The sequence below is a fragment of the Micromonospora sp. WMMA1998 genome (assembly GCF_027497375.1).
GTDB classification, from domain to species: Bacteria; Actinomycetota; Actinomycetes; order Mycobacteriales; family Micromonosporaceae; genus Micromonospora; species Micromonospora sediminicola.
The window spans coordinates 2,686,769-2,713,210 of record NZ_CP114911.1; the positions used below are offsets into that span (position 1 = coordinate 2,686,769).

A 26,442-nucleotide genomic window follows, 5' to 3' on the forward strand; every position below is an offset into this window, starting at 1 on the left:
GCTCTCCGGTAGGTCGACCGAGGGGACGAAGTAAGGTAACATGAGACATCACGCCGAACCGTGATGCGCCACCTTCAGCACGTCGGCGCGGATCGCGTCGGCCGGCAACGTCTCCCGCACCGCCCGCTGCTCCTCGGTCTCGGCGTCCCCGGCCAGCAGGATCCGCACCCCGGCCACGGTGGCGGTCAGGACCAGGGAGTTGTTGTTCGGGTCGGAGCGGCTCCCGCGCAGCGGGTACGGCGGCCCGACCGCGACCAGCCGCACCGCGCCCTGCCCCCATCGCCATCCCGCCGGCGCCGGGGCCAGCGAGGCGCCGCCCCGGCGGGCCGCCTCGCGCACCTGGGCGACGCCGTAGGCCGGCTCGGGCCAGGGTGGGCTCACCACCGCGTCCACCCGCCGGCCCCGGAACACGCCGGCCACCCCGCCCACGTGATCCACGTGGAAGTGACTGACCACCAGCAACGACACCTCACGGATGCCGAGACGACGCAGGCAGGCGTCCACGCCGGACGGTTCCGGGCCCGCGTCGACCACCACTGCCCGACCGGTCGCCACCGGCAGCACCAGCGCGTCACCCTGCCCCACCGCGCACGCGACCACCACCCAGCCGCGCGGCGGCCATCCGGAGGCGAGCAGTCGGACCGGCAGCGCGCCCAGCACCACCGCCACCACGACGGCCGCGACCAGCCGCCGGGCCCGACGCCTGCGGGCGGCGAGCAGCAGCGCCACGCTCACGACCGCCAGCAGCAGCGCACCGACCACCCCGCCCACCCACGGCAGGGTCCCGGCCGGCAGCACCGCCCCGTGGGCGGCCACGGTCACCAGCCAGCGGGCCGGCCAACTCGCCAGCCAGGCGAGGAACTCGGCGCCGCCGGGCCACACCGGCGACAGCACCGCGGCGAGCACGCCGAGCACCGTGGCCGGCGCGACGGCCGGCACCGCCAGCAGGTTCGCCGGCACCGCCACCAGGCTGACCGTCGCGGACATCCCGGCGATCACCGGACCGCAGGCGAGCTGCGCGGCCGCCGGCACCGCCAGCGCCTCGGCCAGCCCCACCGGCACGCCTCGGCGACGCAGCGCGTCCCGCCAGCCGGGGGCGAGCAGCAGCAGCCCGCCGGTGGCGCAGACCGACAACGCGAAGCCCGGGTCCCCGGCCAGCTCCGGGTCGAGCAGCACCAGCGCGGCGATCGCGGCGGCCAGCGCGGGCAACGCCGCCCGGGACCGCCCGGCGGCCAGCGCGGCGAGCCCGATCGCGCCCATGGCCGCGGCCCGCACGACGCTCGGCGAGGGCCGCACCAGGATGACGAAACCGACGAGCGCGAGCACGCAGAACCCGGCGGCGGTACGCGGGCCGGCGCGCGCCCAGCGGGCCAGCAGCAGCACCGCGCCGACGACGATGGCCACGTTGGACCCCGAGACCGCGTTGAGATGGGTCATCCCGGTGGCCCGGAAGTCCTCCTCCACCTCGGGTGGCAGCCGGCTGGTGTCACCCACCACCAGGCCGGGAAGCAGTCCGCCCGGCGCGTCCGGCAGCGGTTCGCAGGCACGTTGCAGCCCGGAGCGCAACGTGCCCGCCGCCCGCTGCGGCCACGACGCGCGCCCCTGCCGGGTCGGCGGCCCGGTCACCGAGAGTACCGCCGCGGTGAGGTCGCCGCCGCGCGGCTCGGCCAGCCGCCCCCGGGTGGTGACCCGCTGCCCCGGCAGCAGCCCTCGCCAGCCCGGATCGGTGGCGAGCACCAGGCCGCGTACCGGACCGACGAGCCGACCGCCGTCGGGGCCGGTGAGGCGCAGCAGGTCGACGCGGACCAGCAGCATGGTCGAGCGGCCGGGTGCGCCGCGGACCGGTCGGGGGTCGTCCCGCACCACCAGCTCGGCGGTGACCAGGGCGCGTTCGGCGACCAGCGCCCGCACCGGGGCGGCGTCTCGGACCGCGAGCCGGGCCCCGGTGGCCGCCGCCCCGCAGAGCGCGCCCAGCAGCACGGCGACGGCGATCCAGCCGTACCGGCGGAGCGGCTGGACGGGGTGACGCCGCCCGGCGCGCAGGCCCAGGGCCACGACGAGGGCGAGCGCCGCGGCGACGGCGGCCAGCCCCGCGAGGGCCCGGACGCCGAGGTGCAGCCCGGCCAGCGCGGCGAGCCACGCGGCCACCGCGAACCCGGCCAGCCGCAGGTCCGGCGCCGCGTCCGCACCGTCGACGCTCACACCGTCACCAGGTCCTTGAGCTGCTCGTAGCGGGCGTCCCCGATGCCCTCGACCTGGCGCAGGTCCGAGACGGACCGGAACCCGCCGTGCTGCTCCCGGTGGTCGAGGATCCGCTGGGCGAGCACCGGGCCGACGCCGGGGAGCGCGTCGAGCTGGGCCAGGGTGGCGGTGTTCAGGTTGACCGGACCCGGGGCCGGACCTGCGGGTGGGCCGGCACCGACCGCCGGCCCGGGTGCGGGTTGCCCCGGCGCGGCGGTGACGCCGACCAGGATCAGCTCGCCGTCGGTGACCTTGCGGGCGGGGTTGAGCAGCGCCACGTCCACCCCGGGCAGCGCGCCGCCAGCCGCCTCCACCGCGTCGGCCAGCCGGGCGCCGGCCGGCAGCCGCACCAGCCCCGGGCGGCGGACCTTGCCGGCCACCGCCACGACCACCTGCCCGGACGGGCCGGCCGGAGCCGCCGACTCGGTCGTCGCGCCGGCCGCTTCCCGGGTCGCCTCCCCGGCCGGCGCCACACCGGCCGGCGCGACCGGACCCACCGGTTCGGCGGTCGGGCGAGAGCGCCACGCCCAGACGGCGGCCGCCAGGACGACGAGCGCGGCCACGGCGGCGAGGGCGCGGACACCACGACGGCCCGGGTCGAACGCGCCCGGCCCCGGCAACCGGGACGCCGGACCGCGCATGCGCTCGCCGGAGGACCTTCCCTCGGAGCTGTCGGGATCGGGCTCACCCGACGCCGGGTCCACCCCGGACAGCGGCGTCAGGCCGGGCTCCGGGCGGCCGCTTCGCGGTCCGCCGTGCTCCGGCGCCGGGATCGGGTGCGCCGCCGGCGGACCGGGGGCCGCCGCTCTGACGGCGGGCGGCACACCGCCGGCGGGCGCCGGAACGGCGGTCGGGCGACCCGCCGGCGTGAACAACCGGGCGAGCCGCCGCCGCACCGTCGCCTCCTCGTCGTCTGACACGGCTCGGGACGCTAGCGGCGAGGGCGCGCCGAGGGCCGGCCCACGGACCCTCGTCTGTGGACAACGGCGCCTTGTGGACAGCTACCCGATCATGCCGTCGATGTGCTACCGGCCGCCGGGGTGCGGGTCAGCGTGCCTCCGGGTCGAGGCCGAGCGCGGCCCGACCCCCGTCGACCGGCAGTGTCGCGCCGTTGACGAAGGAGGCCCGCGTCGACAGCAGGAACGCGACCACGTCGGCCACCTCCCCGGTGCGTCCCATCCGGCCCACCGGGTGCAGCCGGGCCAGCTCCGCCTCGACGTGCTCCACCCCGGCCGGGTCCAGCCCGGCGAGGTAGGCCGTGTGCCGCTCGGTGTGGATCGAGCCGAGCGCGACCGCGTTGGCCCGGATGCCGTGCGAGCCGTAGTCGACCGCCAGCGCCCGGGTCAGCCCCTCCACCGCGGCCTTGGCGGTGGCGTACGGCAACGCGCCGGGGACCGCCCGGCGGGCCTGGTGGGAGGAGACGTTGACGATCGCGCCGCCGCTGCCGGCGGCCAGGAACCGGCGTACGGCCGTGCCGGCGCCGACCACGGCGGGACGCAGGTTGACCGCGATCAGGTCGAACACCTCGCCCGCCGGGGCAGTGTGCAGCGCGGCGTCGCGGAAGACGGCGGCGTTGTTGACCCAACCGGCGAGCGGGGCCGCCGCCTCGGCCCGGTCGGCGGCCCGTTCGGTGACCGCCTCGTCGGCGGCGTCCCCGGTCACGGCGTGCAACCGCTCGGCGGCGGGGTGTCCGGCCAGCCAGTCCAGTGCGCCCGCGTCCCGCTCGACGACGACCACCGTGCCGCCGTCGTCGACCAGCCGTTCCACGACGGCCCGCCCCACGCCCCGGCCGCCCCCGGTGACGACGTACGACCGGGCGTTCATGAGACGCACCGGGTCGCGGGCACGAGGCCCGGACACCGGCTCACCGGCGGCGATGGACGACCACGCAGGCCAGTCCGGGTCCGGCGTGCGCGGCGACCACCGCGCCGGCCTCGCTGACGTACGTGTCGTGCAGCCGGTCGCCCAACCGCTCGGTCAACGCGGCCAGCAACTGGTCGGCGCGCTGCGGGGCGGCGAGGTGGTGCACCCCGAGGTCGACCTCGGCGTCCCCCGCCGCCTCGACCGCCAGGTCGACCAGGCGCGCGACGCCCCGGCTGGCCGTCCGGACCTTGTCCTTCACCACGATCGCGCCGTCCGGCATGTGCATGATCGGCTTGACCGAGAGGGCGGTACCGAGCAGCGCCTCGGCCGCGTTGATCCGGCCGCCCCGGCGCAGGAACTCCAGCGTGTCGACGTAGAAGAAGATGGTGGTCCGGCCGACCGCGTCCAGCGCCGCCGCGCGTACCCCGGTCAGGTCGGCGCCCCCGGCGGCGGCCGTGGCGGCGGCGAGCACCGGGAAGCCGAGGCCCATGCCGGTGGAGCGGCTGTCGACCACGGCGACGCGGTCACCGATCTCGGCGGCGGCCAGCCGGGCCGCCTCGACGGTGCCGGAGAGCTCGGCGGAGAGGTGCACCGAGACGATGCCGTCGGCGCCCTCGGCCAGCAGCCTGCGGTAGACCTGCGCGAACTGCTCCGGGGCGGGGCGGGAGGTGCTCACCGAGACCCGGCGGGCGCTCAGCGCGCGGGTGGCGTCGCCCGGCGAGGTCTCGACGCCCTCCAGCCCTTCGGCGCCGTTGAGCACGACGGTCAGCGGAACGACGGTGAGCCGGTGCGCGCGGACCAGCTCGGGGGGCAGGTAGGCGGTGGAGTCGGTGACGACCGCTACGGGCATGACCGGCACGCTAGCCGATGTGGCGGTGCCGCGCCGGGGCCGGACGGCTCAGACCGCGTCGGTGAGCGCCGGCTGGGTGATCAGCCCGACATTGTGCGCCCGCAGGTGCCAGCCCCTAACCTCGTCGTGGCGCAGCTCGGTCCAGTGGCAGTTGGCCAGCGAGCCGACGCTGCGCAGCACCGCGTGGTCCCAGCCGAGCAGGTGACCGACGCCCTGCCGGGCCCCGCCACCGTGGGTGGTCACCACCACGGTGCCGCCGGCGGCCACATCGGCCGCGTCGCGGAACGCGGCGCCGAGCCGCTTGCCGAGGTCGTCCAGGTTCTCGATGCCGGCGCCGGGGTCGGGATCGCCGGCCCGCCAGCGGGCGTACTCGTCTCCGAAGCGCTCGGCGACCTCGGTGAGGGCCAGACCCTGCCACTGGCCGAAGTGCCGCTCGCGCAGCCGGGCGTCGGCGCGGACCGGCAGCCCGGTCACCGCCGCCAGCGCGGCGGCGGTGTCGGCGGCCCGGCGCAGGTCACTGGCGACGATGGCGTCGGGGCGCAGCGCGGCCAGCACGGGTGCGGCGGCGCGGGCCTGCTCCCGGCCCAGGTCGTTGAGCGGCACGTCGGTCTGGCCCTGGACCCGGCCGGCGGCGTTCCAGTCCGTGTTGCCGTGCCGCCAGATGATCAGGCGGGTCATTCCGCGGTGGCGGTGCCGGCGGCCGAGTCGGCCAGGTCGCGATCCACGAACGGGATCTGCGGGCAGTCCTTCCAGAGCCGGTCGAGCGCGTAGAACTCGCGCTCCTCGGTGTGCTGCACGTGCACCACGATGTCGACGTAGTCGAGCAGCACCCAACGACCGCCCCGCTCGCCCTCGCGGCGGATCGGCTTGGCCTTCTCCGGCAGCTCCAGCAGGCGCTCCTCGACGGCGTCGACGATGGCGAGCACCTGACGCTCGTTGGGCGCCGAGGCCACCAGGAACGCGTCGGTGATCGCGAGCTGGTCGCCCACGTCGATGATGACGATGTCCTGTGCCTTCTTGTCGGCCGCCGCCTGGGCGGCGGCCATCGCCAGCTCGTGCGCGCGTTCGGAAACTGTCACCGTTCTCCTTCGATCAACCGTGCGACCCTCCAAGCCTCTCACACCCGTCGACGCGGCGACCTGGCAGTTCTGGCCGGTTACCGGGGCACACGGGCGCATAACGGGCGGGGTTACCGCTGATAGAGCCGCCGTTTGGCGATGTACTGCACCACACCGTCGGGCACCAGGTACCAGACCGGCTCCCCCCGACCCACCCGGGCGCGGCAGTCGGTCGAGGAGATGGCCATGGCGGGCACCTGCACCAGGCTGACCGTGTCGGCGGGGAGGTGCTGGTCGGACAACTCGAAACCGGGGCGGGTCACCCCGATGAAGTGGGCCAGTTCGAGGACGTCGTCGAGGTCCTTCCAGGACAGGATCCGCTCCAGGGCGTCCGCGCCGGTGATGAAGAACAGCTGCGATTTCGGGCCGTACTCGGCGTGCAGGTCCCGCAGCGTGTCGACGGTGTAGGTGGGACCACCGCGGTCGATGTCGACCCGGCTCACCTGGAAGCGGGGGTTGGAGGCGGTGGCGATCACCGTCATCAGGTAGCGGTCCTCGGCCGGGCTGACCGGTTCGTCCGCCTTCTGCCACGGCTGTCCGGTCGGCACGAAAACGACCTCGTCCAACCCGAACCGGTCGGCCACCTCGCTCGCCGCCACCAGGTGACCGTGGTGGATCGGGTCGAACGTGCCGCCCATGATGCCGATCCGCCGGATGTCTTCCTCCACCCCGCGATCGTAGGCCGCGCGACGGCGACCGCCGGGCGGGGTCACCGGGGCCCGTGCCGGGCGGGCACCGGTGGCCCGCCCGGAACGGTCGTCGGTCAGGCGGACGCGGCGGCCACCGCCGTGCGGGCCACCAGTGCCCGCCGCAGGTCGTCGTCCAGGTCGGTGACCCAGCGACGCAGACCCGGCGTGAGGTCGTCCCGGGCCAGCAGCGCCGCGGCTAGCTCCCGGGTGGGTTGCGCCACCGCGTAGCGCGGGAACGCGGCGACCGTGACCGCGTCGGCCACCCAGGCGGTACGCAGGCGCGCCGCCGCCGGCATGTCGGTGAAGTAGCGCTCGACGTACCCGGCGGTCAACTCGGCCTGTTCGGGCTGCCAGAAGCCCTCGGCGGTCGCCTCGACCAGCCGGTTGGACAGCTCAGTGCTGCTCGTGACGATCTCCCAGGTCGCCCGCTTCGCGTCCGGGTCCGGCAGCGCCGCCCGGCAGGCCGCGGCCTGCTCGGCGCCGGTGGCGCTGCGGTCGGCGGCCGCCTCGGCGTCGATCTCTGCCGTGCCCGCGGCGCCGAGCACGACCAGCCGGCGCAGCACCGCCCAGCGCAGGTCGGTGTCGACGGCGAGCCCCGACGGCACCTCCTTGCCGGCCAACCAGTCGGCGAGGAGCGCGGTGTCGGTGGTGGCGGCGATCAGCCCTCGCGCCGCGGCGAGCTGACGCGAGCCGCCCGCCGGCGCGGCGGCGAGCAACGCCGCGCAGGCGCCGGACACCCGCAGCAACGCGGCGTCGCGGGCCAGCGGGTCGAGGTAGCGGTCGACGAGCCGCCGGGTCAGCAGCAGCACGTCCTCGATGATGGTCACCTCGGTCTCGGCCGGCAGCGCCGCGGCGATCAGACCGACCAGCGCGGCGGCGGGCCGCTCCCCGTCCGTGACCGCGTCCAGCGCCTCGCCCCAGAGCAGGGCCCGGGCCAGCGGGTCGTCGAGGCCGGGCAGCAGCATCGGCACCGCGTCCGACGAGGCCGGGTCCAGTCGGATCTTGGCGAAGGTCAGGTCACCGGCGTTCGGCAGCAGCAGGCCGGTGGCCGGCTGTCCCACCAGTTCGGGCACGGGCGTACGGCCGCCGTCGGCGTCCGGGTCGAGGTCGACCTCGAACCGGACGGCCGGGGCGCCGGCGGTCAGGTGGGCCACGCCGATGCGGTGCGGCCGCAGCACCGGGTGGCTCGGCGGGGCGGTCTGCACCACCGCCACCTCGGTCCACCGGCCGTCGCCGTCCACCGCGGTCTCGATGCGCAGCGTGTTCACCTGCGCGCGACGCAGCCAGCGCTCGGCCCAGGCGGTCAGGTCGCGTCCGCTCGCGGCGCCGAGGCCGGCCAGCAGGTCGGCGAGCGTGGCGTTGCCGAACCGGTGCGCGGCGAAGTGCGCGTTCAGCCCGGCCAGGAAGGCGTCGTCGCCGAGCCAGGCGACGAGCTGGCGCAGCACGCTGGCGCCCTTGGCGTACGAGATGCCGTCGAAGTTGAGCAGCGCCTGGGCGGCGTCGGCCACCTCCTGCGGCGCCACCGGGTGGGTGGACGGACGCTGGTCGGCGGTGTAGCCCCAGGCCTTGCGACGGCTCGCGAACGTGGTCCACGCCCGGTCGAACCGAGTCGCCTCGGCGGTGACCCGGGTGCCCAGGTACTCCGCGAAGGACTCGTTCAGCCAGAGGTCGTCCCACCAGCGCATGGTGACCAGGTCGCCGAACCACATGTGCGCCATCTCGTGGGCGATGGTGGTGGCACGCAGCTCGCGCTGGGTGTCGGTGACGGCGGACCGGAAGACGTAGTCGTCGCGCAACGTGACCAGGCCCGGGTTCTCCATGGCGCCGGCGTTGAACTCGGGCACGAACGCCTGGTCGTACTTGCCGAACGGGTAGCGCTCGGCGAAGAGCTGGTGGAAGCGGTCGAGGCACTGCCGGGTGACGGTGAAGATCTCGTCGGCGTCGGCGTCGAGGTGCGCGGCGAGCGAGCGCCGGCAGTAGAGGCCGAGCGGGATGCCGTCGTGCTCGGACCGCAGCACGTGCCAGGGCCCGGCGACCAGCGTGACGAAGTAGGTGGCCAGCGGCGCGGTGGGGGCGAACTCCCAACGCCCCGGCGCGGGCCGGTCGGCGAGCTGCCCGTTGGCCGCCACCGTCCACTCCGGCGGCGCGGTGACGGCGAGCGTCACCGGCGCCTTCAGGTCGGGCTGGTCGAACGCCGCGAAGATGCGCGGCGCGTCGTCCAGGAAGGACATGGCGTAGAGGTAGGTCTCGCCGTCGGCCGGGTCGACGAAGCGGTGCAACCCCTCGCCGGTGTTGGAGTAGGCCATCTCGGCCTCGACGGTGAGCGTGTTGCTCGCGGCCAGGCCGGTGAGCGGCAACCGCTCGTCGGACAGCAGGGCCGGGTCGAGGTCGCGGTCGTTGAGACGGGCCCGCAGGAGTCGGCGAGGCTTGACGTCGACGAAGGTCTCGGCGCCGGGGTTGGCCCGGAACCGGATGGTGACGGCGGAGCGGAACCGCTCGGCGTCGCCGGTCAGGTCGAGGTCCACCTGGTAGGACTCGACAGTGATCGACGCGCGGCGCGCGGTCGCCTCTGCACGGGTGAGGCTCGGCATCCGCTTATCCTGCCCGATGAGGTCCGCACGGACCTTCTCGTTACGCGTCGCGATGGAGGAACAACGATGGGTCAGCACCCCAAGGGCGATTTCGACCTCTCTCGGGCGGTGTGGCAGCGCGCGGAGGGAGACACCTCCGAGGGTGCGGTCGAGGTGGCCTTCGTCGACGATCTGATCGGGATGCGCAACTCGGCGGAGCCGGAGGGGCCCGTCCTGGTCTTCACCCAGGCCGAGTGGGACGCCTTCGTGGCGGGCGCCCAGGACGGCGAGTTCGACCTGGACTGAACCCGCGCGGTCAGTCACCGTCACCCCAGCCGAGCCCGCCCGGCCCGGGCGCGTGGTGGAAACCGGGGTGGTCGGCCACGTCGGCGCAGCGCTCGCCGTCGGGCCCGACCGCCCCGCAGAACAACCGCTCGGCCCGGTGCCAGGCGTCGGCCGGGGACAGCGCCGCCGCGCCGAGTGCCAGCTCCGGGCGGAGCAGGCTTAGCGCCTCGGCGTACGCGACGGCCAGCTCCCGCGCGACGGCGGGCTCGGCGGCCGCGAATCCGAGGTGCACGGTGAAGAACCGCGGCGGGCGGGGCGCGGCCCGGCGGGGACCGCCGATCAGCGGCTCCTCCCGACCGCCGCCCCGCAGCCCGGCCACGGCTCCCGGCCGTCGCCGCTCCGCCGCCCTCTCGTCGCGCATCCGGGTCCTCCCCCGTCGTCGGTGACCGCCCACCGGACGCCGTGCCGGCGGGCGCCGGACCGGCGACCGCCGACCCGCTTTCCGAGCCAACCAGCTTTTCCGCACCCGGGGAGGGGCCAGCGGCCGGTCGCGTGGCCGGCCCCTCCCCCGACCGGCCGGACCTGCGGTAATGGAGGATTCGGCCGTGTCGGCCCGGGTAGGTAGCGCAACGTCGAGCAGGGCCACCGAGCCGGGTCAGGAGCCGCCGAGATGAGCACCATGCCGAGCGACCGGAGCCCGGACAGCACGCTGGCCTTCCTCCGCGAGGGCTACCGCTTCGTGGGCGCCCGCTGCGACCGGTTCGGCACCGACGTCTTCCAGACCCGGCTGCTGCTGGAGCCGACGATCTGCCTGCGCGGCCGGGAGGCTGCCGAGCTGTTCTACGACGAGGAGCGGTTCGTCCGGCGCGGCGCCATGCCGATGCGCGCGCAACGCACGCTGACCGGTGTGGGCGGCGTCCAGGGTCTCGACGGCGAGGCGCACCGGGCCCGCAAGGCGATGTTCATGTCGATCATGACACCGGCCGCGATCCGCCGGCTCGGGCAGCTCTTCGACGACGAGTGGCGGGCCCGGATCCCGGCCTGGGCGCAGGACGGCCCGGTCGTGCTCTACGACGAGGTGGGCCGGATCCTCACCCGGGCGGTCTGGGCCTGGGCCGGCGTGCCCCTGGCCGAGGTCGACGTGGCCCGCCGGACCGCCGAGATGCACGCGATGATCGAGGCTCCCGCCGTCCTGGGTCCGCAGCACTGGCGCGGGCTGCTCGGCCGGCGCCGGGCCGAACGCTGGGCCGGCGAGCAGGTCGACCGGGTCCGCGCCGGCGCGCTGCCGGCGCCCGAGGGCAGCGCGCTGCGGGTCGTCGCCGAGCACCGGGACGAGCGGGGCGCGCCGCTGCCCCGCCGGATCGCGGCGGTGGAGTTGCTCAACGTGCTGCGCCCCACCGTCGCCGTGGACCGGTACGTGGTCTTCGCCGCGCTGGCGTTGCACGACCACCCGCACTGGCGGGACCGGTTGGTCGGTGACGACACCGCGACCGAGCAGTTCGTGCAGGAGGTACGCCGCTACTACCCGTTCTTCCCGCTCGCCGCCGCCCGGGTGCGTCGCTCCTTCGAGTGGCGGGGGTACGCGTTCCCGCAGGGCCGCCGCGTGCTGCTCGACCTGTACGGCACGAACCACCACCCACGGATCTGGCCGGAGCCGGAGCGGTTCCGCCCGGAGCGCTTCGCCGGCTGGCGGGACGACCCGTTCGGGCTGGTCCCGCAGGGCGGCGGCGACCACCTCACCGGGCACCGCTGCGCCGGCGAGTGGATCACCATCGAGCTGATGAAGCGGGCGGTGGCTCAGCTGACCGGCACGATGAGCTACCGCGTCCCGCCGCAGGACCTCGCGCTCGACCTCGGCCGGATGCCGACGCTGCCGCCCAGCGGGCTGCTGGTGGACGGGGTGCGTCCGGCCGCTTGAGCGGCGCGTCCGCACCCTCGTCCACGCTCAGGCGGCCTGCGGGTGCAGGACGGTGCGCAGGCAGCCGTCCTCCTTCTTCTCGAAGATCTCGTAGCCCCGTGCCCCCTCCTCCAGCGACATCGGGTGGGTGGCCAGGTAGCCGGGGTCGATCTCGCCGGCCGCGACCCGGTCCAGCAGCATCGGGATGTAGCGCTGCGCGTGCATCTGCCCCATCCGCAGCACCAGCGCCTTGTTCATGGCCGCGCCGAGCGGGAACTTGTCCACCAGCCCGCCGTACACCCCGACGATGCTGACCGTGCCGCCCTTGCGGCACGCCATGATCGCCTGCCGGACCGACGTCGGACGGTCGCTCTGCAGCCGTACCGTCTGCTTGGCCCTGTCGTACGCGTAGGCCGGGCCGACGTCGTGCGACTCCATGCCGACCGCCTCGATGCAGGCGTCCGGGCCGCGGCCGGCGGTCAGCTCGCGCAGCGCCTCCAGCACGTCGGTCTCCGCGTAGTTGATCGTCTCCACGCCGAGGCGCCGGGCCGCGGTGTCGAGCCGCTCCGGCAGCCGGTCGATGACCACGACCCGCTCGGCGCCGAGGATCTGCGCGGACCGGGCGGCCATCTGGCCGACGCCGCCGGCGCCCCAGACCGCCACCACCTCGCCGCCCTTGAGGGCGCAGAAGTCGGCCGCCATCCAGCCGGTCGGCATGGCGTCGGAGGCGAACACCACCGAGTCGTCCGGCACGCCGTCCGGCACGGTGAAGGCGCCGACGTCGCCGAACGGCACCCGGATGTACTCGGCGTGGCTGCCGGAGTAGCCACCGGCCGCGTGCGAGTAGCCGAGGATGCCGGCCGGCGAGTGGCCCCACAACTTCTCGGTGAAGACCGGCTGGGGGTTGGAGTTGTCGCACAGCGAGTACTGCTCGGTGCGGCAGTACCAGCAGCTGCCGCAGGCCACCACGGAGCCGACCACCACCCGGTCGCCGACGGAGATCCGCCGGACGTCGGGGCCGGTTTCCACGACCTCACCCATGAACTCGTGGCCGAGCACGTCCCCCTCGCGCATCGCCGGCAGGTAGCCGTTGATCAGGTGCAGGTCGGAGCCGCAGACGCTGCTGGCCCGGACCTTGACGATGATGTCGCCGGCCGACCGGACGGTCGGCTCCGGCACGTCGCGCACGGCGAGCTTGCCGACGCCCTCCCAGCACAGCGCCCTCACGGCCGTCCTCCCACGATCAGCTTCTCGCGTACCTTGTCCGTCGCCCGCTCCTGGCGCGGGCTGCGCCCCGACGGGTCGTGCCGGGTGTCCAGCACCTGACCGGTCTCGACGAGCGACTTGATCCGGCGCAGCGCGGTGCGCAGCGCCAGGTCCGGCTCGTTCCCGCCGACCAGGCCGACGGCCCGGCGCAGCGGGCCGGAGCGCCACCGCAGCTCGGCGCGGATCTCGGTGCCCCGGTCCTGCGGCGCGGCGACCAGCTCGACCCGGCCCCGCTGGGCCACCGGCCCGTCGGTCACCCGCCAGCTGAACCGGCCCGGGCCCTCGACGGTGATCTCGGCCCGCCACTCGGTGCCGCCGCCGGCCGGGTCCGCGGCCACGCAGCGCCACCGGTTGTCGTCGAGCTGCTCCAGGGTGGCCCACTCGGCCAGGCCCCGGTCGAGCCGTTCCCGGTCGGTCCAGAAGCCGATCACCGCGTCGACCGGCCGGTCGACGGTGACGCCCCGGCGCACCACGTACCAGCCGTCCTCCCGGTCGGGCTGGTGTCGGTGCCGGCGCCGGGCCACCGTCCGGGTGATCCCGAGCGCCGTCAGCGCGGCGGCGCCGGCCAGCGCCCACCTCGTTCCGTTGCTGCTCATCACGTCTCCTCCACCTCGGACGACCCGCACGCCCGTATCCGGCTGCGCTACCCGGCTCAGGGCGGCCGAAACGGTTTCAGGAGCCGCATTCCGGGCACCCGGCTGATCCCCCAGCGGACGGGAGACGACGTGACGGACACCGCTGCGCACCCGCGCCGCCCGGACCGGACCGCGTTGCGGTCCGCGCCGGTCCGGCTGCCGATGGCGTACGTCCTGCCGGTGCGCGCCCACGACGACCGGGGTCTCGACGAGCTGACCGGCTACCTGCGCGAGCTGAGCCGGTCCGTCGACGTGGTGGTGGTCGACGGATCCGCGCCGGCGCTGTTCGCCCGCCACGCCGCCGCCTGGAGGGGCCTGGTCCGGCACGTTCCGCCGGATCCGGCGCTGCGCGGGCGCAACGGCAAGGTGCTCGGGGTGCTCACCGGGGTGGCGCTGGCCCGGCACGAGCACGTGGTGGTCGCCGACGACGACGTCCGCTACGACCTGCCGGCGCTGCGCGCCGTGCACGACCTGCTCGACCAGGTGGACCTGGTCCGGCCGCAGAACCACTTCGACCCGCTGCCCTGGCACGCCTGGTGGGACACCGGCCGGACGCTGCTGGCCCGGGCCTTCGGCGGGGACTGGCCGGGCACCCTGGCGGTGCGCCGGAGCACGTTCCTGGCCATGGGCGGCTACGACCCGGACGTGCTCTTCGAGAACCTGGAGCTGGTCCGGACGGTCCGGGCGTACGGGGGCAGCGAGGCCGCGCCCGCCTGGCTGTACGTGCGGCGACTTCCGCCCGCCGCCGGGCACTTCCTCGGGCAGCGCGTGCGCCAGGCGTACGACGAGATGGCCCGACCGGCGTGGCTGCTGGCCGCGCTGGCTGTGCTGCCGGCGACGGCGGTCGCGCTCGCCGCCCGGCGGCCGGGGCTGCTGCTGCGGGCCGGGCTGGTCACCGTGGCGGTGGCGGAGGTCGGCCGGCGCCGGGCCGGCGGCGCCCAGGTCTTCCCGGCGCACACGACGCTCGCCGCGCCGGTCTGGCTGCTGGAACGGGGCGTGTGCGCGTGGCTCGCGGTCGGCCGGCGGCTAAGCGGTGGGTTGCCCTACGCGGGCGGCCGGGTGCGGATGGCGGCCCACTCCACCCGGACGCTGCGCCGGCGATCGGCGGGGCGGCGCCCGGACGACCTGGTGCTCTGGGTGGAGACCGGCTGACCGGGTGAGGCGGGGCCCCTTCCAATCGCCTGGGCGACAAGAAGGAGCCCCGCCTGACGCGGAAGCTTCCGTCAGGAGCGCGCCTGGTGGGCGCTCTCCCGCACGTCCTGCGCGGCGCTGCGGCCGTCGTCCTTGACCGCCTGGGCGGCCTCCTGCGCGGTGGACCGCACCGACTCGGCGGCGTGCTGCGCCGGCTCGCGCAGCTCCTCCCTGAGCTCCCCGGCGACCTCGCCGAGCTTCTCCTTGACCACGCCGCCGTGCTCGGTCGCCTTCTCCTTGACCTGCGCGGCGAGCTGCTGCTCCCGCCGGGTGGCCGGGATGAGCGAGGAGACCAGCATGCCCACACCGAAGGCGATCACGCCGGCGGCGATCGGGTTGCCCTCGGACTTCTGCCGCACCACGTGGGGCGCGCGGTGCGCGGCGTCGCTCACCGCGGAGGCGGCGGAGTGGGCCTTGTCGCCCACCGTCGACGCCGTCGAGGAGGCGTGATTGCCCACCGAGTGGGCGGCGTGGCCGGTGCTGTGGCCGAGGTCGGAAGCGGTTCCCATCACCTTGTCCTTCACGTTCGTCAGCGCGCTGCGCACGCGCTGCTTGCGGTCGTCGACGATGCGGCCCGGGCTGACCTTGTACGCCAGGGCGTCCACGTCCGAGCTGAGGTTGTTGCGGGTGGCTTCGATCTCCCGGCGGATCTGGTCGGGATCGGTGCTCATCGGGTGACTCCCTCCGGGTGCGGCTTGAGTGCGTCGGGGATGCGCTGCACGCTGTCGTTGGTCTGCTTCAGGCCACGGATCTGCTCGGCGTTCCGCTTCGCCTTCGAGTAGAGGACGGCGGCGACGACGGCCCAGATCACGGCCACGATCAGCGCGGCCAGGCCGGAGTCCATGACGTTGTCGAGGAACTGCCACACCGCGATGGAGACGAAGAGCGCCACCATGTAGCCGCCGAAGCCGGCGCCGCCGTAGAAGCCGGCGGCCTTGCCCGCCTTCTTGCCCTCCTGGCGGATCTCGGCCTTGGCCAGCTCGACCTCCTGGCGCATCAGCGTGGAGAGGTCGCCGGTGACCTGGCTCATCAGCTCACCGATCGAGCTGCTCCGCACCTCGTCGGCGTGGTGCGGCGCGCCCGTCGCCTGGTAGCCGGGGTCCTGCGTCGGCACGGTCATGCCGTGGTCTCCCTTCCGCCGGTCCGGCCGCTCACGGGCGGGGAGCGCCGGTCGACGGCACGCCCGGCAGCGGGTCGGTCTGGCTCGGCGGCGGCAGCGGCTGGCCGGTGCCGCCGGCCGGGTCGGCCCAGGTGTTCGGGGCGCCGCCACCCGGGTAGGCCGCGCCGGGCGCCGAGTAGCCGGGGTCCGGCTCGGCGTAGCTGCCCGGCGTCGGGTCGAGGTAGCCGCCCGGCGGGGTCTGGGCGGGCACGGTCGGCGTGGTCGGGAGGACCGCGGTGCGCTCCGGGTCGTACGCCGGCCGCACGCCACCGTCGTCGTCGCCCACGGCGGCGATGTTCCGGGTGAGCCGGCCCGCGACCACGCCGAGCAGCGCGGCGCCGACCAGGAACGTGCCCGGGTTGCGGCGGGCGTAGCTCTTCACCTCGTGGAGCAGGTCGCCCGGCTCGCGCTGCTCCAGCCAGCCGGCGACGCCGTGCACCCGCTCGGCCGCCTGGTGGGCCAGTTCGGTGACCGGGCCGGAGCCGCCGCCCTGCTGCGCCATCGAGCGCATCTCGTCGGCCAACGACCGCAGGCCGCTGGCAGCGCGCTGCTGCTGCTGACCGGCCTGGGAGGTGACCTGGTTGCGGGCCTCGCCGTAGAGGTCGCGGGCCTGCCGCTTGGCCTCGCCCACCACCTCCTGGCCCTGCTGCTTGGCGGTCTGGGCGACCGCGCCACCGGCGCCTGCGGCGTCGGAGCCGACCTGCCGGGCCTGGTCGCGCACGCCGCCGCCGTTCGTCGACTCGTACGTGGCGGACGTGGGGGAAAGATCGTGAGTCATGGTGTCCCTTCCGCTCGTGCGTTCCTCGCGGTTGTCTTCGGGGGGTCACGCGAATTGCTTTCCGCGTGACAAGGGCCCTACCCCCGGTCGTCGGGTCCATGCCTGATTCGTCATTTCTCTGCGGAACCGACCCGCCCCCGTCACAGAATGGGGTGCCTGCCCGCCCGGGCGGCGTGGGCTCACGGGGGTGACAGGGATGGCACGTGACGTGCGCGGACGTCCGTCGGCCCGGCCGGCGGTGCAGAAGGTGGCGCTCGCGGCGGCGGCCGTCTTCACGCTGATCGGCGTGCTCGGCTTCGTGCCCGGCGTCACCACCCACTACGGGGACCTGGCGTTCGCCGGGCACCACTCGGAGGCGAAACTGTTCGGTCTGTTCCAGGTGTCGGTGCTGCACAACCTGCTGCACCTGCTGTTCGGGCTGGTCGGCCTGGTGATGGCGCGGCGGCTGGCCGGGGCGCGGGTGTTCCTGGCCGGCGGCGGCGCGCTCTACCTGGTGCTGTGGCTCTACGGCTTCCTCATCGACCGGGAGACCTCCGCGAACGTCATCCCGCTCAACGACGCCGACAACTGGCTGCACCTGTTCCTCGGCTTCGGCATGCTCGCCTCCGGTCTGCTGCTGAACAACGAGATGGGCACCGGGAGCCGGTTGGACACCCCGATCGACCGCCCCTGACCAGGGGCGACACGCCCGGTGGAAACGCGCGGGTCAGGCGGCGACCGGAAGCTGCTTGGCGAAGCAGACGCTGTACGGGTTGTCGACGTACTCGCCGTAGACCGGCACGGGCTGGTAGCCGCTGGAGCGGTAGAGCGCGATCGCGGCCGGCAGGTAGGTGCCCGTCTCCAGGCACACCGTGCGGTGCCCCTGCCGGAACGCCAACTCCTCCAGCGCGCCCAGCAACTGCCGGGCGATGCCCCGCCCCCGGTACGCCGGCCGCACGTACATCCGCTTCAGCTCGCCGGTGTCCGCGTCGAGCGCCTGCAGGCCGCCGCAGCCGACCGCCCGGCCACCCACCACCGCGGCGAGGTAGCGGATGTCGCCGTGCACGACGGTGACCTGCCCGTCCAGCCCGCCGTCGGCATCGCGCAGCTCACGCTGCTGGGCGACGACGAGCGTGGCGATCTCCGGATCGGTGGCGGGTCGGGATTCGATCAGCATCCGGCCACGGTAGGGCGACCGGATTTCGCTGAGGTTTCCGGGCACCGACCCCGAAACGGCTACTCGGAGTCCGGTTCCGCCGGCGCGGGGGCCGCCTCGATCTCGTCCTCCGGCCGTACCCGGCGGGCCTTGCGCGCGGCCAGCCGGTCGGAGGCCGAGGGGCGGTTCGACTTCTCCTCCAGGCGCACGTCGGTGCCCCGGTTGCCGGGGACGAAGTCGACGCCGGCGTAGAGCGTCGGCTGCCAGTCGAACTCGCGCTCGCCGATGCGCACCAGGTCACCGGCCTGCGCGCCGGCCTTGGCCAGCTTCTCCTCCACGCCGAGGCGGGCCAGCCGGTCGGCCAGGTAGCCCACGGCCTCGTCGTTGTCGAAGTTGGTCTGCTTGACCCAGCGCTCCGGCCGGCTGCCCCGGACGGTGTAGGAGCCGTCCGCCTCGACCTCGATGGTGAAGCCGGCGTCGTCGACCGCCTTCGGCCGGATCACGATCCGGGTCGGCTCGGCCGGCGGGGCGGCGCGGCGGCCCTCCTCCACCAGCTCGGCCATCGCGTAGGTCAGCTCGCGCAGCCCCTCACGGGTCGCGGTGGAGACGTCGAAGACGCGGAAGCCGCGGGCCTCCAGGTCGGGGCGGACGATGTCGGCGAGGTCCTTGCCGTCCGGCACGTCGACCTTGTTCAGCGCGACCAGCCGGGGCCGGTCGGCGAGCCCGCCGTACTGGGACAGCTCCGACTCGATGGCGTCGATGTCGGCGAGCGGGTCGCGGCCCGGCTCCAGCGTCGCGGTGTCGACCACGTGCACCAGCACCGCGCAACGCTCGACGTGGCGGAGGAACTCCAGGCCCAGGCCCTTGCCGGTGGCCGCGCCCGGGATCAGGCCGGGCACGTCGGCGACGGTGAACGTGTGGTTGTCCACCCGCACCACGCCCAGGTTCGGCACCAGCGTGGTGAACGGGTAGTCGGCGATCTTCGGCTTGGCCGCCGAGATCACCGAGATCAGCGAGGACTTGCCGGCCGACGGGAAGCCGACCAGGCCGACGTCGGCGACGCTCTTCAGCTCCAGCACCACGTCGAGCTTGTCGCCGGGCTCACCCAGCTCGGCGAAGCCGGGGGCCTTGCGGCGGGCGTTGGCCAGCGAGGCGTTGCCCCGGCCGCCCCGACCGCCGCGGGCCGCCTCGAAGGTGGTGCCCACCCCGACCAGGTCGGCCAGCACCTCGCCGTCGAGGCTCTGCACCACGGTGCCGTTGGGCACCTTGATGACCAGGTCGCGGCCGTTGGCGCCGTCCCGGTTCGAGCCGGCACCGCCCTTGCCGTTGTCGGCCTTCAGGTGCGGCCGGAAGTGGAAGTCGAGCAGCGTGGTGACCTGCGCGTCGACCACCAGCGACACGCTGCCGCCGTGGCCGCCGTTGCCGCCGTCCGGGCCGCCGAAGGGCTTGAACTTCTCCCGGTGGATCGAGACACAGCCGTGCCCGCCGTCGCCGGCCTGCATGTGCAGGACGACCCGGTCAACGAACGTCGTCACGACGCCAATCCTTCCAGCGGGGTCCGCCCCGCACGTGGAAAAGCGAAGCGGGCCGGGACCCGAGGTCCGCGGCCCGCTTCGCCTTCGAACTACTGCTGCGGCACGATGCTGACGGTCTTGCGACCGCGCTTGGAGCCGAACTGCACGGAACCTGCGGCGAGGGCGAACAGCGTGTCGTCGCCGCCACGGCCGACCAGGTCACCGGGGTGGAACTTGGTGCCACGCTGACGGATGAGGATCTCACCCGCGCTGACGACCTGACCACCGAAGCGCTTCACGCCGAGCCGCTGGGCCGCGGAGTCACGGCCGTTACGCGAGCTGGACGCACCCTTTTTGTGAGCCATTGGAGGACGACCTACTTCCCGCTGTTGGAGATGCCGGTCACCTTGATCTGGGTCAGCGGCTGCCGGTGACCCTGACGCTTGTGGTAGCCGGTCTTGTTCTTGAACTTGTGGATCCGGATCTTCGGGCCCTTGGTGTGCGCGGCGATCTCGCCGGACACCGCGACCTTGGCGAGCTTTGCCGCGTCGGTCACCAGGTCGTCACCGTCGACGAGGAGCACCGCGGTGAGCTTCACCGCGTCGCCGGGGGCACCGGCGAGCTTCTCGACCTCGATCACGTCGCCCTCGGCGACCTTGTACTGCTTGCCGCCGGTCTTGACGATCGCGTACATCGGAGGCGGACTCCCTGTCGTTGAGGCTGCTGGCGTCTTCACCGACCGTCACCGGCCGGTCGTTCCCACGGCGTCTCGCCGGGAGCCGTGACACCGGCGGCGCGGGCACGCGGGAACTCGGCACACCAAAGTGCGCCGCAGGCAAGGGTACGCCATACCCGGCCCGCCGCCCAAACCGGGCCCGCCGATCAGGCCGGGCAGAGCTGGTCGAGGCGCCCCTGGAGTCGGTCGAACTCCGTCTCGTCGATCGCCCGCACGTCCGTGCCGAGCCCGCCCACCTCGGTGGCCAGGTCCGCCAGCAGGGTCCGCAGCCGCGCGTCGGTGGCCCGCCCCGACTGCTCCCGCAGGACGTCCCGCCAACCCGCCAGCGCGGCCTCCGCGTCCCGTTCGGCGGCGTCCGCCCGGCTCCGGTCCCCGGTGCCGCCCGCGCGCAGCATCTCCGCCAGCTTGAACACGTACGTCTGCACCGCCGCGGAGCCGGCCTGCTTGGCCCGGGCGCAGACACCGGCGTCGCCGGTGGCGGTCGGAGCCGGAGCGGGCGAGGTGGCGGCCGGGGCCGGTGAGGCGAAGCCGACCGCGAAGGGGTCGTCCCTCCGGTCGGCGCAGCCCGCGCCCGCCAGCAGCAGTCCGGTCAGCGCGGTGACCGCGAACACCCGACGCATGAGTCCTCCCTCCGGGGCGAGCCGGCCCGACCGGGGGTCGACGGGGAAACGGCAGGGCCCCTGCTCGGCACTCTGTTGCCGGAGCGGGGGCCCTGTCAAACGCCGCGCAGGTCAGCGGCTCACGGCCGGGTACGCCGCCGCGCGCCGCCACGGCGGGACCGCCGCCGCGAGGTGCCGCCCTCGGCGCTCTCGTCGTCGCTCTCCCCGTCACCCATCGCGTCCGGGTCGTCGGCGGCGGCCAGCCGGGCCGAGTCGCCCTCCTGGCTGTCCGCGACCGCCGGGGCGGCCGGCGTGTCCGTCTCGAACCGGGACAGGTCGTAACCCTGGGTGTCGTAGTAGTCGTCGTCGGTGGACTCGACCACCTCGGCGACGGTCCGCTCCGGCGCGGCCGGCGACTCGGCGGCCGGCGACTCCGGCGCGGCCTCCACGGCCGGCTTCTCCGCGGCGGCCTTGCGGCCCCGGCGACGGCCCTTCTCCTCGACCGGCGCGGTGGCGACCGCCGAGGCGACCGCCTTGACCTTGTCCCCCGCGCCACCGCCACGCGGCTTCTCCGGCACCGGCTCGGTGTGGATGATCACACCCCGGCCCTTGCAGCACTCGCAGGTCTCGCTGAACGCCTCCAGCAGGCCCGCGCCGATCCGCTTGCGGGTCATCTGGACCAGGCCGAGCGAGGTGATCTCGGTGACCTGGTGCTTGGTGCGGTCCCGGCCGAGGCACTCGGTGAGTCGGCGCAGCACCAGTTCCCGGTTCGACTCCAGCACCATGTCGATGAAGTCGATCACCACGATGCCACCGAGGTCGCGCAGCCGCAGCTGGCGCACGATCTCCTCGGCCGCCTCCAGGTTGTTGCGGGTGACCGTCTCCTCCAGGTTGCCGCCGGAGCCGGTGTACTTGCCGGTGTTGACGTCGACGACCGTCATCGCCTCGGTCCGGTCGATCACCAGCGAACCGCCGGAGGGCAGGAACACCTTGCGGTCCAGGCCCTTGAGGATCTGCTCGTCGATCCGGTACTCGGCGAACACGTCGGCGACGCCGGCGTGCCGGCGCAGCCGCGCCACCAGGTCCGGCGAGACGTGCGACAGGTACGACTCGACCAGGTCGTACGCCGGCTCACCCTCGATCACCAGCTCGCGGAAGTCCTCGTTGAAGAGGTCCCGCACCACCCGGATGACCAGGTCCGGCTCCTCGTAGAGCAGCACCGGGGCGCCGCCGGAGGCCGCCTTGGCCTGGATGTCCTCCCACTGCGCCTGGAGACGCTTGACGTCGCGGGCCAACTCGTCCTCGCTGGCGCCCTCGGCCGCGGTCCGGACGATCACCCCGGCGCCGTCCGGCACCAGCTTCTTCAGCACGTCCCGCAGGCGCTTGCGCTCGGTGTCCGGCAGCTTGCGGCTGATCCCGGAGGCGTTGCCGTTGGGCACATAGACCAGGTGCCGGCCGGAGAGCGCGATGTGACTGGTCAGCCGGGCGCCCTTGTGTCCGATCGGGTCCTTGGTCACCTGCACCAGCACCGAGTCGCCGGAGCGCAGCGCCTGCTCGATCGAGCGGGCCCGGCCCTCCAGGCCGGTGGCGTCCCAGTTGACCTCGCCGGCGTACAGGACGGCGTTGCGTCCGCGCCCGATGTCGACGAACGCCGCCTCCATGCTGGGCAGGACGTTCTGCACCTTGCCCAGGTAGACGTTGCCGGCCATGGTGCCGGACGAGTTGCGGGTGACGTAGTGCTCGACCAGCACGCCGTCCTCGAGCACGGCGATCTGGGTACGGTCGCCGCGCTGGCGGACCACCATCACCCGGTCGACCGCCTCACGGCGGGCCAGGAACTCCGACTCGCTCAGGATCGGCGGCCGGGTGCGCCGCTGCTCGCGACCGTCCCGCCGGCGCTGCCGCTTGGCCTCCAGCCGCGTCGAGCCGGAGACGCCCTGCACCTCGTCGACCGGCTTGCGCGGCTCACGGATCTTGACGACGGTGGGCACGCCGTCCTCGGTGGCGGTCTCCGCCTCCCCCGCACCCCGACGACGGCGGCGACGACGGCGACGGGTCATCCCCTCGCCCTCCGCCTCCTCCTCCTCGGCGGCCTCCTCGGCCTCGGCGTCGGCCGTCTCCGCCGTACCGGACTCCTCGACGTCCTCGTCCTCGGACTCCTCGGCGCCGCCCTTGCCCCGGCCCCGGCCGCGGCGACCGCGGCGGCGACGGCGACGGGCCGCGGCGGCCTCGTCGTCCTCGTCGGTCTCCTCGACCTCGGCGGCCTCCTCCTCGGCGGCCTCGACCTCGACCTCGGCCTCGACCGGCTCGGCCTCCCGGCGACCACGACGCCGGCGCCGACCGGTCTCGACCGGCTCCTCCACCGGCTCCTCGGCGACCGGGTACGTGACCCGGACGGCGGGCACCTCGTCGGGCTGCGGGGGCATGAACAGGACGGTCGGCGCGCTGAGCGCGGCCCGCCGACGGCGGCCGGTGGTCGGCCGCTCCTCGGCCAGCGCCTCGGCCGGCTCCTCGGCGGCGCCCGGAACGGCGGCGCCGGTCGACACCGCGCCGGTGGCGTCCGACAGCCCACCGGCCCGGGCCAGCGTGGCCTCGTCGGTGCGGGGCAGCGCGGCCTCGTCCGGGGTGGGCTCGTCCTCGGCGTCCTCGCCGATCGCGTCCTCCTCGGCGGCGAGGGCGGCCCGACCCTCGGCGATCTCACCCGCGTTTCCGGGAGCCGAGACCGGCCCGTCGACCACGGCGTCGGCCTGCGGCTCGGCCACCGCGTGCGGCTCCACCGCCGGCCCGACGGCCTCCGCGGGCGCCTCGGTCGGCGACTCGACCGCGGGCGCGGCCTCCGCCGCGGGCGGCGTGGCCTTGCGACGACGGGTACGGGTCACCTTGACCGGCGGCACGACCTCGGCCGAGGTGGCCTCCACCCCGGCAGCCGCCACCGGTTCCTCGACCGCCTTCGCCGGGGTCGCCTTGCGGCGTCGGCGGGTGGTCTTCGGCGCGGTGTCCAACTCTCCCGCCACCGGCGCGAACACCTCGGCCTGCGGCGACTCGCCGCTGCCCACGGCCGCGGCGGACGCCTCGACCGGCGCGTCGGTCTGCTCCGGCTGGTTCAGCGGAGCCGCCTTGCGGCGGGAGGCCCGCTTGCGGGCCGGCGGCTTCGCCTCGGCGGCGCCGTCCGTGGTGGCGGCGCTGTCGGCGGTGGTCGCGGCGGACGCCTCGGCCGGCTCTGCGCCGGTCCGTTCGCCGCCCTCGGGCTCGTTCTCGAGCATGGACGTTCTCCAGTTCTGGCTGCCCCGGGCGCGGTTGAGCGCTGCCACGCAGGGTTGCCGCAAAGGTGTTTCCGCCGGGCGCGCAGGTGCGCGACCGCCGAAGTCTGCCTGCCAGAGCGCTGACCGTCGGTCAGTGCTCTCCGATGGCTGCCCCGTCGCGATCCGCGTCCAACGGATCGACGATCTCGCCCTGCGCGGTCAGCGTGCCCTGCGCCAGCCGGATCACCTTCGGGGTGACCGGCGGCTCCAGGTCGGCCACCACGCGGAGGCCGGAAAGGACGTCATCGGGCCGTACGGACGGGGTGACCTGCCGCACGACCAGTTCGAGTATCGCACATGGTGCCGCCGCCGCCTCGGAAGGCGTCTCAGACGACGTCGACGCATCGATGGCGATCACCGCAGCGCGGGCGTCGAACGTCCGCCGGCCCTGCTTGGTCATCCGCTCGACCTGGATCTCCTCCGCGGCGGTGAACGCCGCCACGGCCGCGCCGAGCACGCTCGGCTCCACCCCGGGCAGTTCGATCCGCCAGCGCGACGCCTCGATCCGGTCGGCCAGGCTGCCGCCGTTGGCCTCGACCGCGTCGAGCACGTCGAGCCCGGGCGAGAGCGCGGCGTCCAGGGCGGCCCGCAGCGCCGCCGGATCGACCGGCTCCCGCAGCCCGATCTCCAGGTATTCGGCCTCACTGGCCACGCCGGTCGGCGCCGCGGAGGCGTAGGAGATCTTCGGGTGCGGGGTGAAACCCTGAGAGAAGGCGATCGGTACGCCGGCCCGGCGCAAGGCGCGCTCGAAGGCCCGGGCGAAGTCCCGGTGCGAGGTGAACCGCAGCGGTCCCCGCTTGGCGTACCGGATGCGGACCCGCTGGACGACGGGGGCCTGGCCGCCCTCGGGTTGAGGCTTTCTGGCGATCGTGAACTCCTCGGCTGTGCCTGCGTGTCCGCCCCATCCTGGCGCAGCCCCAGCCGCACCCCGCGACCGGGGCCACCACACCCCGGGTCAAACCCCCCCGAACCCTCCCACCCCGGCCCGCCCCCGACCTCCGGCGTCCGACCCCGACCCCGACCCTGACCCCGGCGTCGATCATGAGGTTGGCGGGAAAGTGGATCTCCGTTGGTGCCGTCAACCTCCTGATCGACGCGCGAGGGGTGGGGCGGGGGGTGGGGTGGGGTGGGGTGGGCGGGGCTGCGGGGGTCAGCGGGGGGTGTCCGGCGGGGTGGGGCCGGGGGCGGCGGGCGGCGGGGCCCACGGGTTCTGGCCGGGTGGGAACTGCTGCCCGTGAGCCGGCGGCGGGTTGGCGCTCGCACCCGGCTGGGCGTAGGGGCCCGGCTGGGGGTACTGCCCGGGCTGAGGGTGGGCACCCGGACCGGAGTGGGGGCCGGGTTGGGCGTAGCCGGCCGACGGGGCGGCCGGGTGACCGGCCGGGACCGGTGGGCCGTGCCCGCCGGCGCCCATCCGGTCGAGCACCTCGTCCGGAATGTCACCCGCCCGGGTCAGCTCGCGGCGGTGCCGGCGCCGGTTCCAGATCAGGAACCCCACCAGTGCCAGCAGCACCACCAGCGCCACCGCGATGCCGATCCCGACGACCATCACCTGCTGGTCGGTGGGTCCGCCGCGGTCGCCGTACTTGGTCACGTCGAAGTTGTCGTCCTCGGCGGCGGCCGGTGGCGCGGCCGCGCTGGGCGAGGCCGCGGCGGCGCCGAGCAGCGGGTTCGCCGACACCGACGGGACGTCGGCGGTCAGCGCCGCCACCGGGTCGATCCGGCCGAACCCGAACCGCGGATCACGGCCGGGCGGGCCGGCGTCCCGCGCGGTACGGATGATCCGGTTGATCACGTCGGGCGCGGAGAGCTTCGGGTACTTTGACCGGATCAGCGCCGCGACGCCGGACACGATGGCGCTGGAGTCGGAGGTGCCGTCGCCCCAGCCGTAACCGCCGTCCCGGCTGATGTTGTAGACCTCGTCCCCGGGCGCGGCGATCACCGCCTCCGGGCCCTGTGCCGAGCCGCTCCAGAAGCCGCCGCCCCGGCTGGTGCCGGTCACCGCGATCACCCCGGGGAACTTGGCGGGCGCGGCGATGTCCGGGCCGAGCTGCCGGACGTTTCCGGCGCCGGCCACCACGACCACGTCGCGTTCCAGCGCGTACCGGACCGCGGCTACCTCGCCCTCGTCGACGGCACCGGTGGCGCCGTAGGACAGGTTGATCACCTTGGCGCCGCCGTCGACGGCCATCCGGATGCCGGTCGCGGAGTCCTCCACGGTGAACGAGTCGCCGGGCGGCTTCCGGATGGGCAGGATCCGGGCGTCCGGCGCGATGCCGTCCACGCCGGCGCCGTTAGCCGCGATGATTCCGGCCATGTGGGTGCCGTGACCGTCCGGGTCGCGCCGACCGTCGCCGGTGTCCCGGGTGCTGGCCCCGCGCAGCACCCGGCCGCGTAGATCCGGGTGGTCGGCGTCGACGCCGGTGTCCACCAGCCCGATCACGACGCCCCGACCGGTGGAGATCTGGTGCGCCCGGTCGATCCGCAGCTCGTCGAGATACCACTGCTCGGCCCGGCGCGGCGCGGCGGCCGCCGGCTGGGCGGCCCCCAGCACCATCAGACCGGCCAGCACCCCGGCAGCCACCGGCCGGAGCGCGCCGACGTTGACCCTCATCCG

General features: G+C 74.9%; 26 protein-coding genes. 4 read left to right on the forward strand and 22 right to left on the reverse strand.

Annotated elements, in window-relative coordinates; all coding sequences use genetic code 11:
- Window positions 1-48: 48 nt before the first annotated feature.
- From O7600_RS11865 to pepN, 8 genes are all read right to left on the reverse strand, one after another.
- Window positions 49-2,202 (reverse strand): ComEC/Rec2 family competence protein, encoded by a 2,154-nt coding sequence (locus O7600_RS11865; protein WP_281593642.1) that lies wholly within the window; start codon window positions 2,200-2,202, stop codon window positions 49-51.
- Complete coding sequence (locus O7600_RS11870) at window positions 2,199-3,161, reverse strand: helix-hairpin-helix domain-containing protein (RefSeq protein ID WP_281593643.1); 963 nt, start codon at window positions 3,159-3,161, stop codon at window positions 2,199-2,201. Before O7600_RS11870 ends, O7600_RS11865 begins: the two co-directional genes overlap by 4 nt.
- A gap of 127 nt (window positions 3,162-3,288) precedes the next feature.
- Window positions 3,289-4,065 carry an SDR family oxidoreductase gene (locus O7600_RS11875; RefSeq protein WP_281593644.1) on the reverse strand — a complete coding sequence of 259 codons (777 nt, stop codon included), beginning with the start codon at window positions 4,063-4,065 and terminating at the stop codon, window positions 3,289-3,291.
- Window positions 4,066-4,105: 40 nt separating this feature from the next.
- Window positions 4,106-4,954: a DegV family protein gene (locus O7600_RS11880; protein ID WP_281593645.1), complete on the reverse strand. Its 849-nt coding sequence runs from the start codon at window positions 4,952-4,954 to the stop codon at window positions 4,106-4,108.
- A 48-nt stretch (window positions 4,955-5,002) separates the two neighbouring features.
- Window positions 5,003-5,632 (reverse strand): histidine phosphatase family protein, encoded by a 630-nt coding sequence (locus O7600_RS11885; RefSeq protein ID WP_281593646.1) that lies wholly within the window; start codon window positions 5,630-5,632, stop codon window positions 5,003-5,005.
- Entirely contained in the window at window positions 5,629-6,033 is a 405-nt protein-coding gene (gene rsfS / locus O7600_RS11890; RefSeq protein ID WP_091571960.1) for a ribosome silencing factor, read from the reverse strand. Before rsfS ends, O7600_RS11885 begins: the two co-directional genes overlap by 4 nt.
- A 110-nt stretch (window positions 6,034-6,143) precedes the next feature.
- Complete coding sequence (nadD, locus tag O7600_RS11895) at window positions 6,144-6,740, reverse strand: nicotinate-nucleotide adenylyltransferase (RefSeq protein ID WP_091571955.1); 597 nt, start codon at window positions 6,738-6,740, stop codon at window positions 6,144-6,146.
- A 95-nt stretch (window positions 6,741-6,835) separates the two neighbouring features.
- Complete coding sequence (gene pepN, locus O7600_RS11900; protein ID WP_281593649.1) at window positions 6,836-9,352, reverse strand: aminopeptidase N; 2,517 nt, start codon at window positions 9,350-9,352, stop codon at window positions 6,836-6,838.
- 66 nt (window positions 9,353-9,418) lie between these two features.
- Here pepN and O7600_RS11905 point away from each other — a divergent pair, with 66 nt between their 5' ends.
- Window positions 9,419-9,637: a DUF397 domain-containing protein gene (locus tag O7600_RS11905; protein WP_089158060.1), complete on the forward strand. Its 219-nt coding sequence runs from the start codon at window positions 9,419-9,421 to the stop codon at window positions 9,635-9,637.
- 10 nt (window positions 9,638-9,647) lie between these two features.
- On the opposite strand, the gene O7600_RS11910 is transcribed toward O7600_RS11905, so the two are convergent.
- Complete coding sequence (locus O7600_RS11910) at window positions 9,648-10,037, reverse strand: hypothetical protein (RefSeq protein WP_281593650.1); 390 nt, start codon at window positions 10,035-10,037, stop codon at window positions 9,648-9,650.
- Between the two features lie 249 nt (window positions 10,038-10,286).
- On the opposite strand from O7600_RS11910, the gene O7600_RS11915 reads away from it, so the two are divergent.
- Window positions 10,287-11,534: a cytochrome P450 gene (locus tag O7600_RS11915; protein WP_281593651.1), complete on the forward strand. Its 1,248-nt coding sequence runs from the start codon at window positions 10,287-10,289 to the stop codon at window positions 11,532-11,534.
- Window positions 11,535-11,561: 27 nt separating this feature from the next.
- On the opposite strand, the gene O7600_RS11920 is transcribed toward O7600_RS11915, so the two are convergent.
- A complete protein-coding gene (locus O7600_RS11920; RefSeq protein WP_281593652.1) occupies window positions 11,562-12,740 on the reverse strand; it encodes a zinc-dependent alcohol dehydrogenase in 1,179 nt (392 codons plus the stop codon).
- Window positions 12,737-13,375, reverse strand: coding sequence for a cyclase (locus O7600_RS11925; protein ID WP_281593653.1), 639 nt, complete (start codon window positions 13,373-13,375; stop codon window positions 12,737-12,739). The genes O7600_RS11920 and O7600_RS11925 overlap by 4 nt, the downstream gene beginning before the upstream one ends.
- Before the next feature lie 129 nt (window positions 13,376-13,504).
- Between O7600_RS11925 and O7600_RS11930 the strand changes: the two genes are divergently transcribed.
- A complete protein-coding gene (locus tag O7600_RS11930; protein WP_281593654.1) occupies window positions 13,505-14,566 on the forward strand; it encodes a glycosyltransferase family 2 protein in 1,062 nt (353 codons plus the stop codon).
- 71 nt (window positions 14,567-14,637) lie between these two features.
- Here O7600_RS11930 and O7600_RS11935 read toward each other — a convergent pair whose 3' ends face one another.
- The 3 genes from O7600_RS11935 to O7600_RS11945 are packed head-to-tail and all read right to left on the reverse strand — an operon-like array spanning window position 14,638 to window position 16,542.
- Window positions 14,638-15,276 carry a DUF3618 domain-containing protein gene (locus tag O7600_RS11935; protein WP_281593655.1) on the reverse strand — a complete coding sequence of 213 codons (639 nt, stop codon included), beginning with the start codon at window positions 15,274-15,276 and terminating at the stop codon, window positions 14,638-14,640.
- A complete protein-coding gene (locus O7600_RS11940; protein ID WP_099164010.1) occupies window positions 15,273-15,725 on the reverse strand; it encodes a phage holin family protein in 453 nt (150 codons plus the stop codon). The genes O7600_RS11935 and O7600_RS11940 overlap by 4 nt, the downstream gene beginning before the upstream one ends.
- Before the next feature lie 31 nt (window positions 15,726-15,756).
- A complete protein-coding gene (locus O7600_RS11945) occupies window positions 15,757-16,542 on the reverse strand; it encodes a hypothetical protein (protein WP_281593656.1) in 786 nt (261 codons plus the stop codon).
- 196 nt (window positions 16,543-16,738) lie between these two features.
- On the opposite strand from O7600_RS11945, the gene O7600_RS11950 reads away from it, so the two are divergent.
- The gene (locus O7600_RS11950) at window positions 16,739-17,215 is read left to right on the forward strand and encodes a DUF4383 domain-containing protein (RefSeq protein ID WP_281593657.1); all 477 of its coding nucleotides are present in this window, start codon (window positions 16,739-16,741) and stop codon (window positions 17,213-17,215) included.
- Between the two features lie 33 nt (window positions 17,216-17,248).
- Here the strand turns inward: O7600_RS11950 and O7600_RS11955 are convergent, their stop codons facing one another.
- The 8 genes from O7600_RS11955 to mycP form a co-directional block, all read right to left on the reverse strand.
- Window positions 17,249-17,698: a GNAT family N-acetyltransferase gene (locus O7600_RS11955; protein ID WP_281593658.1), complete on the reverse strand. Its 450-nt coding sequence runs from the start codon at window positions 17,696-17,698 to the stop codon at window positions 17,249-17,251.
- Between the two features lie 59 nt (window positions 17,699-17,757).
- Window positions 17,758-19,212, reverse strand: a complete 1,455-nt coding sequence (obgE, locus tag O7600_RS11960; RefSeq protein WP_281593659.1) for a GTPase ObgE — start codon at window positions 19,210-19,212, stop codon at window positions 17,758-17,760.
- Window positions 19,213-19,301: 89 nt separating this feature from the next.
- The gene (gene rpmA / locus O7600_RS11965; RefSeq protein ID WP_281593660.1) at window positions 19,302-19,556 is read right to left on the reverse strand and encodes a 50S ribosomal protein L27; all 255 of its coding nucleotides are present in this window, start codon (window positions 19,554-19,556) and stop codon (window positions 19,302-19,304) included.
- Window positions 19,557-19,567: 11 nt separating this feature from the next.
- Entirely contained in the window at window positions 19,568-19,885 is a 318-nt protein-coding gene (gene rplU, locus O7600_RS11970) for a 50S ribosomal protein L21 (protein WP_099164006.1), read from the reverse strand.
- A 188-nt stretch (window positions 19,886-20,073) separates the two neighbouring features.
- The gene (locus O7600_RS11975) at window positions 20,074-20,547 is read right to left on the reverse strand and encodes a hypothetical protein (RefSeq protein WP_281593661.1); all 474 of its coding nucleotides are present in this window, start codon (window positions 20,545-20,547) and stop codon (window positions 20,074-20,076) included.
- A 119-nt stretch (window positions 20,548-20,666) separates the two neighbouring features.
- Window positions 20,667-23,789 carry an Rne/Rng family ribonuclease gene (locus O7600_RS11980; RefSeq protein WP_281593662.1) on the reverse strand — a complete coding sequence of 1,041 codons (3,123 nt, stop codon included), beginning with the start codon at window positions 23,787-23,789 and terminating at the stop codon, window positions 20,667-20,669.
- Window positions 23,790-23,919: 130 nt separating this feature from the next.
- Window positions 23,920-24,639 (reverse strand): TIGR03936 family radical SAM-associated protein, encoded by a 720-nt coding sequence (locus O7600_RS11985; protein ID WP_281594132.1) that lies wholly within the window; start codon window positions 24,637-24,639, stop codon window positions 23,920-23,922.
- A gap of 339 nt (window positions 24,640-24,978) precedes the next feature.
- On the reverse strand, window positions 24,979-26,439 hold the full coding sequence (gene mycP / locus O7600_RS11990) for a type VII secretion-associated serine protease mycosin (RefSeq protein ID WP_281593664.1): 1,461 nt from the start codon (window positions 26,437-26,439) through the stop codon (window positions 24,979-24,981).
- Window positions 26,440-26,442: the final 3 nt, after the last annotated feature.